The 14,760-nt window shown below is 66.8% G+C and carries 14 protein-coding genes; 2 read left to right on the forward strand and 12 right to left on the reverse strand.

Annotated features, from left to right (window positions below; all coding sequences use genetic code 11):
• Nucleotides 1–6: 6 nt before the first annotated feature.
• From L1787_RS14220 to L1787_RS14235, 4 genes are read right to left on the reverse strand one after another with little or no spacing between them, the layout of a single operon-like run.
• On the reverse strand, nt 7–546 hold the full coding sequence (locus L1787_RS14220) for a VOC family protein (RefSeq protein WP_235709501.1): 540 nt from the start codon (nt 544–546) through the stop codon (nt 7–9).
• A gap of 5 nt (nt 547–551) precedes the next feature.
• Nucleotides 552–1,829: a TRAP transporter large permease gene (locus tag L1787_RS14225; protein ID WP_235709502.1), complete on the reverse strand. Its 1,278-nt coding sequence runs from the start codon at nt 1,827–1,829 to the stop codon at nt 552–554.
• Nucleotides 1,826–2,392, reverse strand: coding sequence for a TRAP transporter small permease (locus tag L1787_RS14230; RefSeq protein WP_235709503.1), 567 nt, complete (start codon nt 2,390–2,392; stop codon nt 1,826–1,828). Before L1787_RS14230 ends, L1787_RS14225 begins: the two co-directional genes overlap by 4 nt.
• The gene (locus L1787_RS14235) at nt 2,389–3,393 is read right to left on the reverse strand and encodes a TRAP transporter substrate-binding protein (protein WP_235709504.1); all 1,005 of its coding nucleotides are present in this window, start codon (nt 3,391–3,393) and stop codon (nt 2,389–2,391) included. The genes L1787_RS14230 and L1787_RS14235 overlap by 4 nt, the downstream gene beginning before the upstream one ends.
• Nucleotides 3,394–3,515: 122 nt before the next feature.
• Between L1787_RS14235 and L1787_RS14240 the strand changes: the two genes are divergently transcribed.
• Together L1787_RS14240 and L1787_RS14245 are read left to right on the forward strand one after the other, a co-directional pair.
• Nucleotides 3,516–4,571: a LacI family DNA-binding transcriptional regulator gene (locus L1787_RS14240; RefSeq protein WP_235709505.1), complete on the forward strand. Its 1,056-nt coding sequence runs from the start codon at nt 3,516–3,518 to the stop codon at nt 4,569–4,571.
• Nucleotides 4,568–5,425: an N-acyl homoserine lactonase family protein gene (locus L1787_RS14245; RefSeq protein WP_235709506.1), complete on the forward strand. Its 858-nt coding sequence runs from the start codon at nt 4,568–4,570 to the stop codon at nt 5,423–5,425. Before L1787_RS14240 ends, L1787_RS14245 begins: the two co-directional genes overlap by 4 nt.
• A 77-nt stretch (nt 5,426–5,502) precedes the next feature.
• Here L1787_RS14245 and L1787_RS14250 read toward each other — a convergent pair whose 3' ends face one another.
• The 8 genes from L1787_RS14250 to cydB form a co-directional block, all read right to left on the reverse strand.
• Nucleotides 5,503–6,612, reverse strand: coding sequence for an isocitrate/isopropylmalate dehydrogenase family protein (locus L1787_RS14250; RefSeq protein WP_235709507.1), 1,110 nt, complete (start codon nt 6,610–6,612; stop codon nt 5,503–5,505).
• A gap of 60 nt (nt 6,613–6,672) precedes the next feature.
• Nucleotides 6,673–7,629, reverse strand: coding sequence for a TRAP transporter substrate-binding protein (locus L1787_RS14255; protein ID WP_235709508.1), 957 nt, complete (start codon nt 7,627–7,629; stop codon nt 6,673–6,675).
• Between the two features lie 83 nt (nt 7,630–7,712).
• On the reverse strand, nt 7,713–8,990 hold the full coding sequence (locus L1787_RS14260) for a TRAP transporter large permease (protein ID WP_235709509.1): 1,278 nt from the start codon (nt 8,988–8,990) through the stop codon (nt 7,713–7,715).
• Between the two features lie 13 nt (nt 8,991–9,003).
• Nucleotides 9,004–9,501: a TRAP transporter small permease gene (locus L1787_RS14265; protein ID WP_235709510.1), complete on the reverse strand. Its 498-nt coding sequence runs from the start codon at nt 9,499–9,501 to the stop codon at nt 9,004–9,006.
• 202 nt (nt 9,502–9,703) lie between these two features.
• Nucleotides 9,704–10,459, reverse strand: coding sequence for an SDR family NAD(P)-dependent oxidoreductase (locus tag L1787_RS14270; protein WP_235709511.1), 756 nt, complete (start codon nt 10,457–10,459; stop codon nt 9,704–9,706).
• 28 nt (nt 10,460–10,487) lie between these two features.
• The gene (locus L1787_RS14275; RefSeq protein WP_235709512.1) at nt 10,488–11,150 is read right to left on the reverse strand and encodes a GntR family transcriptional regulator; all 663 of its coding nucleotides are present in this window, start codon (nt 11,148–11,150) and stop codon (nt 10,488–10,490) included.
• 328 nt (nt 11,151–11,478) lie between these two features.
• A complete protein-coding gene (locus tag L1787_RS14280) occupies nt 11,479–13,470 on the reverse strand; it encodes a mechanosensitive ion channel family protein (protein ID WP_235709513.1) in 1,992 nt (663 codons plus the stop codon).
• A 269-nt stretch (nt 13,471–13,739) separates the two neighbouring features.
• The gene (gene cydB, locus L1787_RS14285; RefSeq protein ID WP_235709514.1) at nt 13,740–14,759 is read right to left on the reverse strand and encodes a cytochrome d ubiquinol oxidase subunit II; all 1,020 of its coding nucleotides are present in this window, start codon (nt 14,757–14,759) and stop codon (nt 13,740–13,742) included.
• Nucleotide 14,760 lies beyond the last annotated feature (1 nt).

The raw sequence follows: 14,760 nt of genomic DNA on the forward strand, positions 1-14,760 counted from the left end.
CGGGCCTCAGAGCGTCGTGAGATCGGGAAAGGGGCGCACCGGCCCGCGGCCGTCCCAATCGACCGAGGCGGCGCGGATGAGGTCGAACATCCGCCCCTTGGGGCCGAGCACCTCCGACAGCTCGATCACCGTCCCCGGATGCCCCTCGCCCCCGAAATAGACGAAGCGGCCATTGTCACCGACCTCCCCGCTCATCTTGACCTGGAGGCCAGCGGCCTCGGCGCGGGCGAGATCGTCGTCGAAGGTCTGTGTCCAATAGGCGACGTGTTGGAGGCCGGTGCGCCCGTCCGCCATGAAGTCGCGATACATCGACGGCACGTCGTTGCGGATCTGGATCAGCTCCACCTGCATCGGACCGGAATTGGCGAGCGCGACGGAGTTGTGCGGCGCGTACTCCACCCCGTCATAGCGGTAGTTCCGGATCGGAACCTTCGGATTGTAGTAAAACGGGCCGACGCCCATGACCTCCGTCCAGTGGGCCATGGCGGCCTCGATATCGTCGACGACATAGCCGAGCTGGCGGATCGGTCCGAGAAAGCGGTTCATCGCTATCAGTCCATCACGAGATTGGGCAGCCACGTCGACAGCCCTGGAAACAGGGTGATCAGACCGAGCGCCACGAAGAGCGGAATGTAGAAGGGCAGAACGCCGACGATGACGTCGGTGAGACGCATCCGGGCGACGATCGAGACCATGTAAAGGCTCATTCCCACCGGCGGCGTCAGGAGGCCGATCATGAGATTGAGCACGAAGACGGTGCCGAGCTGCTCCGGCGGAACGCCCGCCATCAGGAGCGTCGGCGCCACGATCGGCGCGATGATCAGGATCGCGGCGATCGAATCGAGGATCATGCCGGCGATCAGCAGGCAGACATTGAGGATGAGAAGAAGAACGAGCGGGTCGTTCGAGATGCCGAGCAGCCAGCCGCTCGCCTTGAGCGGGATCTGGTCGAGCGTCAAAACCCAGGCAAAGAGCGCCGCGCCGGCGACGACGAAGAGCACGTTGGCCGTCGCCGTCACACTCTCGCGCGCCGCGCCCACGATCCGGCCGGGGCCGAGACTGCGGTAGATGACGAGGCCGAGAATGAAGGCGTAGGCGACCGTCGCCCCCGCGACCTCCGTCGGGCCGAGAATGCCGCTCAACAGCCCCGCGATCATCAGGATCGGGGCAAGGAGCGCGGGCAGCGAGATCCAGAATTTCGCGGCGATCGCCTTCGGCGGATGGCGCTCGGTGTCGCGCGGGAAGTTCTTGACCCGCGCCATGATCCCGACCTGGACCATCAGGGCGGCGGTGATGAGGAGCGCGGGCACGACGCCGGCGAGGAGGAGTTTCACCGCCGAGACCTCGGCGGCCGCGGCAAAGATGATGAGCGGGATCGAGGGCGGGAAGATCGGACCGATGGTCGCCGCGGCGATGGTGATGCCGGCGGCGAAGCGCTTCGAGTAGCCCTGTTCCTCCATCATCCGGATCTGGATCGCGCCGAGCGCGCCGATATCGGCGAGCGCTGCGCCGCTCATGCCCGAGAAAATCAGGCTGACGAGGACGGAGACCTGCGGAACGCCGCCGCGGATGCGGCCGACGATCATGCGCACGAAATCGAAAAGGTGCGTCGTCACGCCGGCGGCGCCGAGAAGCGTGGCGGCGAAGATGAAGAGCGGGACGGCGAGCAGCGGCGTCGAATCGAGCGCGTTCACCGCGCGCTGCGCCATCACCGCGATCGGAAGATCGTAAAGGACGATGACGACGCCCGCCGACACGCCGAGCGCGACGGCCACCGGCACGCCGATGATCAACGCGATCGCGAAGATCGCAACAAGGGTGAGGGTCACACGCCGCCCCCGGATTCGTTGAGCGGCGCGGGCTCGGACATCGTCGCCTCACGCGTGAGGAGGCGCAGCACGTTGAGCAGCGAGACGAGGAGGAGCAGCGAGATACCGACGAGCGCGGGCATGTAGAACCACAGATTGGGAAGGCCGAGGCTCGGCGTCGTGAAGTGGGCCGCACGCTTCAGGTAGGTGGCGAACCCCATGAGGGTGAGCACCGTGAAGAGGGCGACGGAGAGCTCGGCGAGGATGTCGATCCACCGGCCGATCGCCGGGCCGGCGAGGTTGCGCACGAGATCGACGGCGATGTTGGCCCGCGTCAGGGCAAGCCACGGCACCGTCAAAAACACGAGCGCGATCCCGCACATGCGGGCGAGCTCGTCGCTCCAGCTGAGGCCCGTATTCCAGAGATTGCGGGCGAGGATCTGGGCGACGACGAGGCCGGAGATCATGACCAGAAGGGCGCAGGAGAGATAAAGAAGCGCTTCGGTGAGGTGCCGGACGAGACGGGTGAGGATGGCGATGCCCGGCCGCTCCGGCCGGGCATCATGCGGTGCGGCGTTCGTCACTCGACGGCCCTGATCGCCTCATAGACGTCGCCATATTGCTCGGCGAACTCGGCGTCGATCTTCGCCTTCACCGATTCCTGGAAGGCGGCGAGGTCGAGGCCTTCGTCGGGGCCGATCACCGTCATCCCGGCGTCCTTGAGCTGCTGGAGTTCGTCCGCTTCGGAGGCGATCATCGCCTCGGTCGCCTTCTGGCGCACCTCGTCGGCCGCCTCTTGGAGGATCGTGCGCTGCTCGTCGCTCAGCGACTGCCACGTGTCCTCGTTTATGACGATGACCTGCGCGGCGCGGATATGGTCCGTCAGCATCAGGTGGCTCTGCACGTCATAGAGCTTGTGGGAGAGGATGACGTTGACGGGGTTTTCCTGCCCCGCGACGACGCCGGTCGCGAGCGCGGTCGGCACCTCGGCCCAGTCGACCGGGACCGGAACGGCGCCGAGCCCCTCGACGGTCGCCATGTAGATTGGGAAGGGAATGGCGCGGATCTTCACGCCGGCGAGATCGGCGGGCGACTTCACCTCGCGGTCGGCGGTCAATTCACGCGTGCCGAAATAATAGGCGTAGAGAACGCGCACGCCGGCGGCCTCGATGAGACCCTCGTTCATCTCCTTCATGACCGGCGAAGCGGTGTCCATCACCCGCATGAGCTGGTCGACATTTTCATAGAGATAGGGCGTGTCGAAGGCGGCGAAGGGCGGATAGAGCGAGCCGAGCGCGCCGGCCGTGTTATGCGAAAGCGCGATCGTGCCGGTGGAGACGGCTTCGGCGAGCTCCTGAAGTTTGCCGAGCTGGGAGGACGGATAGACCTGGACGGCGATCGAGCCGTTGCTCTTCTCGGTGATCGCGTCGGCGAGCCACTGGGCCTGCATCCCGGCGAGAGAGTTCGGCGCGTTCATGTGCCCGTAGCGCAGGGTGAGATCCTGCGAGAGCGCGGTGCCGGCGGTGACGGCGAGCGCCGCGCCGGCCACGAAGGCGCGCACGAACGGGTTGCGGATGGATGTCACATCGTCCTCCCTGAGCGGCGGCACGGCTGGACGCCGTGCTTGAAAGACCGCTACATATATTGAGTTATATATTTTGAGGCCATTCTACGCTTTCGCTCGTGCGGTGCAATGCGGGAATTCTGATGGAATCTGAGGTGTCCGCCGGCCGGCGCCCCGACATGAAATCCGTCGCCCTCGCGGCCGGCGTTTCGCTCGCGACGGTCGATCGCGTGCTCAACCGGCGGGCGGGCGTCCACCGCGTGACGCGCGAGCGCGTCCTCATCGCGGCCCAGAGCATCGGCTATTTGAGCCCCAACGACGCGACGCTCCTCTCCCGCCCCGAAGCGATGAAGGTCGCCGTCCTGCTGCCGCGCGGCGGCAATCCCTATCTCGTCAGCCTCGGCGCGACGACGCGGGAGATCGCCGCCCGCACCCATCACAATGTGAACATGCGCTGTCGCTTCGTGCCGGCCTTCGACGGCAAGGCCCTCGTCGCCGCGCTCGAGGACGCGGCCGGCTGGGCCGACGGCATCGCCTTCATGGCGATCGACGAGCCGATGGTGGCGGCGGCGGTGAACCGTCTCGTGGCGCGCGGCAAGCGGATCGTCTCGATCGTGACCGACGTGCCGGGTTCGCGCCGCCACGCCTTTGTCGGCATCGACAACGAGGCGGCGGGGCGCACGGCCGCAATGCTCCTCACCCGCTTTGCGGGTCTCGATCGGCCCGACCGGCCCGGAACCCTCGCCCTCCTCGCCGCGACGCGCACCTATCGCGCCCATGCCGAGCGGGAGGCGGGCTTTCAGAATTATCTCGCCGCCCATGCGCCCTGGGTCCGCCTCGCCGGCCCGCTCGAAGGGCGGGACGATCGCGGCCGCAATCGACGCTTCGTCGAGCGGCTGTTGGAGCGCGAGCCGAATCTCGTCGGGATCTACAATTCCGGCGGCTCGTCGGAGGGGATCGGCGCCGCGCTCTGCGAGGCCGGCCGCCGCATCGCCTTTATCGGCCACGGCCTCACCGCCGACACGCGGGACATGCTGACACGCGGCGTGATGGACGCCGTCCTCACCCAGCGCGCCGAGACGATGATCGCCACCGCCCTCGCCGCCCTCGAGCGCGATCTCGAGGATACGACCCTTTCCATGCAAATCGTCTTCGCGACGAACCTGCCGCCCGCCTCCAACCGGATCCCCGTCAGATGACCGATACGCTCCCCCCCTCACCGCTCGCCGCACCACTCCACGAGGTGTATGCGCTGCGCTATGCGAGCCAGCCCGCGCGGCGCCGGCGCGAGAATTTCATGCGCCACGACCACCATGACGGGCCGATGCCGACGGATTATTTCGTCTGGATCGTGCGCAACGAGGCGCGCACCCTCCTTGTCGACACTGGCTTCGGCGAGCGGGCGGCGCGCGAGCGCAAGCGCAAGCTCGATCATGTGGTGCCCGAGGCGCTCGCCCGGATCGGCATCGCGCCGGAGGCGATCGACGACGTGATCCTCTCCCACCTCCATTTCGACCATGCCGGCGGCCTCGACGCGTTCCCGAACGCCGCGATCCATCTGCAAGACGCGGAAATCGCCTACGCCACCGGCCGCTCGATGGGGCACGGGGTGATGCGCGTTCCCTTCGATGTGGAGGATGTGGTCGCCGTGGTGCGCCGCATCTATGCCGAGCGCGTGGTCTTCCATGACGGCGCGGCGGACCCGTTTCCGGGGATCGGCCTCGTCCCCCTCCCCGGCCATAGTCGCGGGCTTCAGGGGGTGACGGTGGAGACGGCGCGCGGGCGCATCCTCCTCGCCTCCGACGGCTCTCATTTCTACGAGAACTTCATGAAGATGGAGCCGTTCGCGATCACCATCGACCTCGCCGAGACGCTCGCCACCTACCAGCGCATTCTCGCGATCGCGGGCCGGCCCGAGAATGTCATTCCGGGCCACGACCCTCTGGTGCGCCGCCTCTTTCCGGCGATCGAGGTCGGCGGCGTGACGCTCCACGCCCTCCACGAGGCGCCGCTCACGACCGTCGCCGACCTTCTCGACGGTGCGACGACCTGACGAAAAAAAGGCCGCGGCCCTTGCCGGCCGCGGCCCGATCATGATGCGCGGGGCCGAAGGGGCCCGTCGCGACTCATTTAGGCGGCGAGCGCCTCGCACACCGCGTCGGTGATCTTGGCGGACGTGGCCGTGCCACCGAGATCGCCCGGCAGGAGGTTCGGGTTCTCGATCACCTTGCCGACCGCCCGGTCGATCCGTGCGCCCGCATCGATGAGCGCGTTGTCGCGGTGCCGCTCGCCGAGCCAGGTGAGCATCAGCCCGCCGGAGAGGATCGTGCCGATCGGGTTGGCGATCCCCTGGCCCGCGATGTCGGGGGCGGAGCCGTGGGCGGCCTGGAAGAAGCCGTTATGATCACCCACCTCGGCGGTCGGTGACATGCCCATGCCGCCGACCGTCGCCGCGCCGAGATCGGAGATGATGTCGCCGAACATGTTTTCGGTGACGATCACGTCGTAAAAATCCGGCCGCTTCACGAGGTGGACGGTCATCGCGTCGATCAGCGCGAAATCGAGCTCGATGTCCGGGTAGTCGGCCGCGACCTCTTTCGCGACGGCGCGGAAGAAGGCGTAGCTGCGCAGGACATTCGCCTTGTCGCACACCGTCACGCGCCGCTTGCCGTCGCGCGGCGCGCCGTTGCGGCTGCGCGAAAGCTCGAAGGCACGGCGCACGATCCGCTCCGTCCCCTCCCGCGTGATGATCGAGGTGTCGCTCGCGATCTTGCCGCGCACGATATTGCCGCCGCCGCGGGCGGCGTAAAAGCCTTCGGTGTTCTCGCGCAAGATCACATAGTCGATCTGGCCCGGCTCGTAATCCCGCAGGACCGACGTCACGCCGGGGTGCAGCTTGATCGGCCGGATGTTGGCGTAAAGGTCGAGCCGGAAGCGGAGCTGGAGGCCGAAATCGAGGCCGGGTTCCGTCCCGTCGGCGGCCGTCACCGTCGGCAGGCCAGCCGCACCATGGAAGACGGCGTCGGCGTCCCGGCACGCGGCGAAGGTCTCGTCGGGGAAGGAAACGCCGGTCTCCTTCCACAGCTCGGCACCGGCGCGGTACTCCTTGAAGTTCAGCTTACCGCTGTCGCCGAGCGCAGTCTGGATGACCTTGAGGCCGGCCTGGCACACCTCCGGCCCGATGCCGTCACCCTCGACGACCGCGATCTCGTATCGGGTCTTCGGCGTGGTCGTGTTCATACGTGTTCCCTTTCAGGGGTCGGTTGAAGGACGGCCCCGGCCTCGCCGGGGCCGGGAGATTCAGTCGGCGGCCACCATACGGCGGTACCAATCGGCAAGGTCGGGGAACTCGGCGACGACGTCGTCGGCCTTCTCACGGAAGGGCGCGCGGTCGATCTCGATCACCGTCATCCCTTTGCTCTCGAGGTCGGCGAGGATCGCGGCCTCCTCCTCGGTGATGTAGTCGTTATACCAAGCGGACGCCTCGTCGGCCGCTTCGCGCAGCGCCGTCTGGGTCTCAGCGTCGAGGGCCTCGAACCGATCGGCGTTGAACTGGAAGGTGAAGCCGTTCGCCATGTGCGAGGTGAGGATGAGATAGTCCTGCACCTCGTCGAGGCTCGCGGACTGGATCGTCGCGAGGGGGTTCTCCTGCGCCTCGATCACCCCTTGCTGGAGCGCGGTGAAGACCTCCGACCACGACATCGGCGTCGGGCTCGCCCCGAAGGTGCGCCACGTCACGAGACGCTCCTTCATCGGCGAGACGCGCATTTTGAGGCCGGCGAGATCGTCCATCGTTTCGATCTTGCGGCTCGAGGTGAGCTGACGGGCGCCGCGATACATGTGGCCGAGGACGAGGAAATTCGCCTCATCGGCGATCGTCGCCTTCAGCTCCTCGCCGACGGGACCGTTCCAGACGGCGGCATAATGCGCGGCATCGTCGAAGAGGTAGGGCATGCTCTCGACGCCCGCGAGCGGATGGTAGCGCGACAGGGTGCCGATCGATTCGATCACGATGTCGATGCCGCCCTGCTGCAGCGCCTCTTGCATCTGTTGATAGTCGCCGAGGCTCGACGAGGGGAAGATGCGCACATCGACCGCCCCGCCGGTCTTCTCCGACACCGCCTCGGCGAATTTCTTCGACGCGGTATGGACCGGGTCGGACGGGTCCTGCCCGTGGCCGAGACGCAGCGTTTCGGCGTGGGCGAGGCTCGTGCCGAAGGCGACGAGGCCGACGGCGCACAAGGTCGTCAATCGCATGGGGAATCCTCCGTGTTGCGGGGTCTGCGCCCCGTTGGTCCGCTCGCGGGGCTTGGCCCCGTCGATGATCCGGCCGCGCGCCATCAGCGCGCGAGCTCCGGCAGCCAGAGCACGAGGCCCGGGATGTAGGTGATGAGGAACAGCACGATGAGCTGGACGGCGATGAAAGGCAGCGCCGCCGCCGCCGCTTTGTTGAGCGGCACGTCGCCGATCTTCGCCGCGAGATTGAGGCAGAGCCCCACCGGCGGCGTCACGAGGCCGACGAGGAGGTTGAACACCACGACGACGCCGAAATGGATCGGATCGATGCCGAGCTCCGGCAGCACCGGCAGGATCACCGGCAAAAGGATCAGCATCGCCGCCTTCGCCTCCATGAACATCCCGATCACGAGGAAGAGGATGTTGAGGAGGAGAAGGATGATGATGGTGTTGGTGGAGATCGCGAAGATCCATTCCGCCACCATTTGCGGCGCTTCGAGGATCGTGAGCACCCAGGCGAACACCAGCGCGCCCGCCGCCACGGTCATCAGCGCGCCGACCCGCACCGCCGTCTCAAAGAGGATGCGCGGCAGAGCGGCGATGCTGAGATCGCGATAGATGAAGATCCCGACGAACAGCGAGTAGACCACGGCGACCGCCGCCGCCTCCGTCACGGTGAAGAAGCCGAGAAGAAGCCCGCCGATGATCAGGAACGGCAGCACGATCGCCCAGGACGCCGAACGCGCCGTCCGCCCGATCTCCGACAACGAAGCGCGCGCATAGACCGGATAATTGCGCCGCTTGGAGATCACATAGGTCATGATGAGGAAGCCGAGACCGAGCATCAGCCCCGGCACATAGCCGCCGAGAAAGAGCTGGGTGATCGAGACCTCCGCGATGATCCCGTAGAGGATCAGCGTGATCGAGGGCGGAATGATCGGCCCGCAGGTCGACGAGCAGGCGGTGAGCGCGACGGTGAACGGCCCCGAATAGCCCTCCCGCTTCATCGCCGGGATCATGATCGAGCCGATCGAGGCCGTGTCGGCCGTCGCCGAGCCCGAAATGCCGCCGAAGAACATCGACGAGAGGACGTTCACCTGCGCGAGCCCGCCCGGCAACGACCCGACGAGCGCGTTGGAGAAGGCGATGATGCGCTTCGTGATGCCGGCCTCGTTCATGATCTGCCCGACGAGCAGGAAGAACGGGATCGCCATGAAGGCGAAGGAGTTGATGCCGGCGACGAAGCGCTGGGGGATCATGCCGAGCGGCAGGTCGCCGATCGCGAGCAGCGCGGCGAGCGAGGCGCCTGCAAGGCACATCGGCAGCGGCAGCCCGATGACCAGCGTGACGACGAGCGTGAGGACGAGGATGGCGAGTTCCATGCTGCCGCCTCGTTCAGAAGGGCCGGATCTCGCGGCGCAGCGCGAGTTCGGCGAGGAAATAGAGCATCATCGCCGCCGACACGGTGGGCGCGAGATAGAGGATCGAGACCGGCCATTCGAGACCGGGGCTGATCTGCGTGGCGTTGAGGCGCACGAGGCGGACGCCATAGACGAGCATCACCAGCGCGAACGCAGCCGCGAACACATAACGCAGCACCGCCATCGCCACCTGGAACGGCTTCGGAACGACCTCGGCGATCACGTCGACGCGGATATTGTCGAGATGGCGGACCGCGAGGGCGAGGCCGATGAGCGCCAGCCACACCATCGCCCAGCGCGCGAGCTCGCCCGACCAGAAGGTCGGCGCGTTGAAGATATAACGCATGACGACCTCGTAGGAGACGACGACGATCATCAGCGCGAAGAGGACGACGGCGAGAAGGCCCGCGGCCGCCTCGATCACGTCGCCGACGAAGCCGACGGCTCCGTTTTCGAGCGTCGGGCGTTTCATGCCGTGGCCGCCCCCACCATTGCGATTTTCATGCAGTTTCCTCCCTGCCGGCCTTTGTCGGTCGATCTTCCGGGTGGCTGCAGCAAGGCATATACCCTTAAATATATCAAGAGGTATAGCGCAAGAAAAACGCCGCACCCCGTGAGGTGCGGCGTTCAGAAAACGGTTTGGATCGCGCCGCCCCCGGCGGCGCGCAACGGACCTATTGGGCGAGGAAACCGCCGTCGACCGGCAGCATATGGCCCGTCACCATGCCGGCCGCGGGCGAGGCGAGGAACAGGATCGCGGCGGCGATTTCCTCCGGCTCGGCAAGGCGGCCGAGGGGCGTCATGTCGGTGATTTTCGCCATCACCTCGGGCTGGCCGAGCAGCGCCTTGATGAACGGAGTGCGCACATAAGTCGGCGCGACGGCGTTGACGCGGATCCCCGCCGGTGCCCACTCGACCGCCAGCGCGCGCGTCATGTTCACGATCGCGCCCTTCGTCGTCTGATAGGAAATGTTCGGATAGACCCCGCCGCCGGAGAGCGACATGATCGACCCGGTCTGCACGATGCTGCCCTTCGTCCCGGCAGCGATCATCATGCGGGCCACCGCGCGGGAGGTGAGGAAGCTCCCCGTGAGGTTGACGTCGACGACCTTGTTCCAGTTCTCGAGGCTCTGATCGACCGCTGCCTCGCGGATCGCGATGCCGGCGCAATTGACGAGAACGCCCGGCACCTTGCGCGCCGCGACGGTGGCGACCGCCGCTTCGACCGAGGCCTCATCGGCGACATCGCAGACGACGGCGAACGCGCCGTCGATCTCCCCCGCGACGGCCTGCGCCTGCTCCGCGTCCCGGTCGAGGACGGCGACCGTCGCGCCGGCGCCGGCCAGCATCTTCGCCGTCGCCGCACCGATCCCGCTGGCCGCGCCGGTGACGATCGCCATCGTCCCGTCGAGGGTGAAGAGCTTGTCCATGGTTGGAGGATCCTTCGTGTGTCGCGCGTCAGAGCGCGCTGAAATTCATGGCTTCCACCGCGCCGACCAGCGCATCCTCGCCGCGCCTTCGCTGCACGAGATGTTTGTCGACGGCGAGGGTGAACTCGCCCGACCGGAGCGCGGCGACGAGTGCGGCGTGGTTGTCGGTCGAGCTGCGCTTATATTCTGCGCTCTGCAGACGGACGGCGACGACATGGGCGCGGCGGGCGAAGTCGCGAAGCTGGCAGCCGACGGCGGCGAGACGCCGGTTGCCGGACAGGTGCATGAGTTGCCGGTGAAAATCCTCGTCCGCGTCGCACCAGCCCATCACGTCGTCGGCCTCGAGCGCCCGTTCCATGCGCCGCACCGCTTCGTCGAGCGGGGCAAGGGTCGCCGCGTCGGGGTGTTTCTCGGCGAGGAGCTGGACGGCCACCATCTCGAGCCCCGAGATCGCCTGATAGGCCTCGCGCATATCGACGATGGAGATCGGCAGGACGCGGATCCCCCGCCCCCGCGCGATCTCGACGAGCGATTCGGCCTGAAGGCGCAGCAGCGCCTCACGCACCGGCGTCCGGCTCATGCCGAGCTCGGCCGCCATTTCCGTCTCGTCGACCGCGGTGTTCGGGGTGAGTTGCCCCCGCACGATCTTGTCCTTGATCGCGGCATACGCCGTATCCGCCGCTCGTCCCATGATTTCGCTCCGGCCGCGACGGCGGCAGCGCTATTATATCGCCTGATACATTTGAAGATACAACAGTTGCGGTCCGACACCGTCGCTGCCCGTGGATGGACTGATCGGCCGGCCCAATGGGCGGCGAGCGTCATCGCCCGGCCTGACGGTGCGCCGGTGAGCGTCGCGGTGGCGATTGGGGGGTGCATGACGCGCCGGCGCGTTCGGATCGAGGCCCGATGCGCGTGTCGACGCCGCTAGGGCGTGACGGGCTCGGGCGGCGCGAAAAGGCCCGAGCGCGGCGGACGACGGAACGGGCGCGCGAAGGCGCCGGCCCCGTCCCGCAAAGTCAGCTCTGACGCACCAGCGTCTCTTGCTGCGTCTCTTCGATTTCGGCGTCCTCGATCGGCTCGACATCGCCCGACAGGTGCTCGGCGCGGCGGCGGACCGCCCCTTCCTCGCCGAGATCGACAGAGCCGAGCGGCGGATAGGGCACCGTGCCCGCGACCTTCTGGACCTGATCTTGCGACATGAACGGGAACGGCAGCGTTCCCGCCTCGCGCCATGTCTCGACCTTTTCCTTCGCGTGATCGGTGCGCACGACATCGAGCCCGGCATCGCGGCTCATATAAAGGCGCGAGGCCGGAACGGCGAAGTCGGTGCCCGCTTCGTGCACGATCTCGTTGACGCGCAGATAGATGTCCTCGCGGATCGCGTAAAAGTCGTTCCACTCGCGCGTCTGGGCGTAGATGCGGATGCCGATATTGAGGGCGGATTCGCCATAGCCCGCGAAGCGGATGCGGATCGTATCGCTCGCGATCCGGGGGTGGGCGTGCGCCATCGCCCGGAGCTGGCCGAGCACATAGCGGAGCTGGTCCGGGCCCGTCTCATAGCGCAGGCCGATCGTGTCGTTGATCAGCATCTGATCGCACTGGGCCCAGTTGATGATCTCCATATCCGCGAATTTCGCGTTGGGAATCGAGATCCGCGTGCGGTCGAGCCCGCGGATCTGCGTGGAGCGGATGCCGATCGCTTCGACGGTGCCCATGTAGCTGCCGAACGAGCAGAAATCGCCGACGCGCACCGGCCGGTCGGCGAAGAGGACAACGCCGCCGATGAGGTTTTCAAGCGAGGGCCGGACCGCGAGCGCCACGGCGAGGGAGCTGACACCGAGACCGGCGACGACGCTCATGACCGGAAGGCCGAGCCGGGTCGCGCCCGCCCCGAGGATCACGAGCACGCCGAAGAGCGCCAGGATCCGCGCGCCGAGCGTGATGAGGCTCGCATTCAGCGTCTGCCGGGACTCGCCGGGCGCACCCAGCACCCAGTTGAACGCCCCCGTCACCGCGACCCAGAAGAGCCAAGCGAGCGTGAAATAACTCAACACCACCGCCACTGTCGCGACCCAGCTCGCGAACGCCCCCGACAGAACGAGCTGATTGTCGAAGAAGCGGCCGAGAGCGCCGATCACGACGAGCGTGACGATCGGCGGAATGAAGCGGCGCGCCAACCGCACCGTGCGCGAGGCCGTGGGGCTAGGCCAGACGGCGCGGGTGAAAAGCGCGAGCACGACCGCCGCGATCAAGACGGAGCCGAACACCGCAAAGGTCTTCCAGCGCGGCGTGACGTGCCAGAGCATCCGCAAATCGTCCGGCATCGCGCGAACGAATTCGGCGGGGATCATCGTCCCCGTGATCTGCGGCCATCCCCGGCTCCAACTCGAGAAAGAGAGGTCGCTCTCCATCGGACCATCGAGCGTGCTCGCAAAGCGCGGCGCGGTGCGGACCGTGGCGGCGGAGAACAGGAACTCGCCCTGCCGCGGGCCATCGTCGAGGCGCACGAGCCGCAGCGAGGTCTCCGGAATGCGCCATGTCGCGGTCGGATCGTCGGCGAACGCGTTGGCGTCCGGGATCGACTGGAGCGACGGCAACCCGACACGGGTCACTATATCGAGAAGCGCGAGCGCCGTCGTCATCCCCACCTCGCGGCGCGAGGCGGGCGGCACCTCCGCAAGATCGATCAGCGCGAGGAGCTGGTCGAACAGCGTGTTGATGTCGGCGAGGCGGGCGCTGGTCTTGTTCTGCCGATAGGCGAACACCTCGCCTTCGAGGGCGGCGGCGAGATACTCGAACGATTCGATCGTGAGGCGCGGGCTGCCCGTGCGGACGGGCCGCACGTCGGGCGCATCGGCGCTCGTCGGAGCCGCCGCCGTTTCGGTCGTGACGTTCGGCGCATCGCCCGGTGTTTGCGCGAGGACTTTTGCGTCGATCGATAGAATAATCAGTGCGATCGCCACCGCGACGCCCGCCCATCGGCGATAAAGACAAGAAATGTGGATCAAGTGATCCCCCCTATTCACTCCGCAACCAACGACGCTGGCGTTCATGAACGGAGAAGACGGCCATTCAACGTGACGTTTCCCCTCGCAGGGCAAGGCGGAACGAAAATTGACGTTGGATATGGGAGACCACAAAAATTTGGGTGCCCGAGTCAAGGGACCAAGCCGACAAAGGGCAGAAAGTGATCGTGCGGCGCGTGGCGGAATGCCGGTCCGCATGAAAACGGCGCCCCGATCGGGCGCCGTTCTGCCTCGTCCGTCGGACGATCGGCTCAGTGATAGCCCTCACCCGGCTTCAGAGTGCCGCGGAAGGTCCAATAGACGAAGCCGGTATAGATCAAAATGATCGGCACCATCGGCACCGCGCCGAGGAGGAGGAAGAGCTGGCTCTCCGGGGCCGCCGCCGCCTCCCAGAGCGTCACGCTTCGCGGCACGAGATAGGGGAAGGTGGAGATCGCAAGGCCCGCGAAGCACAGAACGAAGAGCGCCACCGTCGACAGGAAGGTCTGCGGCCCCTTGCCCTTTTCCACCCCGCGAATGGCGAGCCATGCAAAGCCCGCGGTGAGCAGCGGGACCGGCAGGAGGTAGAGGAATTCCGGCAAGCGGAACCAGCGGTCGGCGATCGGCGGGATCGCGAGCGGCGTCCACACGGAGACCGCGACGATGAAGGCGAGGAGCGCGATCACCAATGGCCGGCCCCAGCGCTTGGCCTTCGCCGCGAGCTCACCCTCCGTCCGCATCATCAACCAGCCGGAGCCGAGGAGCGCGTAGCCCGCCACGAGACCGACCCCACACAGGAGGGCGAAGGGGTGGAACCAGGTAAAGCTGCCGCCGGAGAACTGCCCATCCTCCACCGGCACGCCATAGACGATCGCCCCGAGGACGATCCCCTGACAGAACGCGGCGACGGTCGAGCCGAGAGCGAACGCGACATCCCATTTGCGATGGTTGGGCTTGGAGACGAAGCGAAACTCGAACGCCACGCCGCGAAAGACGAGCGCGAGCAGCATGAAGATGATCGGCAGATAGACCGACGGCATGATGATCGCAAAGGCCTGCGGAAAGGCGACCCAGAGGCCGCCGCCGCCGAGCACGAGCCACGTCTCGTTACCGTCCCAGAAGGGAGCGACGGAGCTCATCATCTGGTCGCGCTCGGCCTCGTCCTTGGTGAAGGGAAAGAGGATCCCCATCCCGAGATCGAACCCGTCGAGGAGGACGTAGAGGACGACGGCGACGCCGATCAGAGCGGCCCAGATCAGCGGCAGATAGTAGGTGAACCAGAGGGTTTCCATG

Origin of the sequence: Acuticoccus kalidii, from assembly GCF_021556395.1 — a bacterium.
In the GTDB taxonomy this organism is placed as follows: domain Bacteria; phylum Pseudomonadota; class Alphaproteobacteria; order Rhizobiales; family Amorphaceae; genus Acuticoccus; species Acuticoccus kalidii.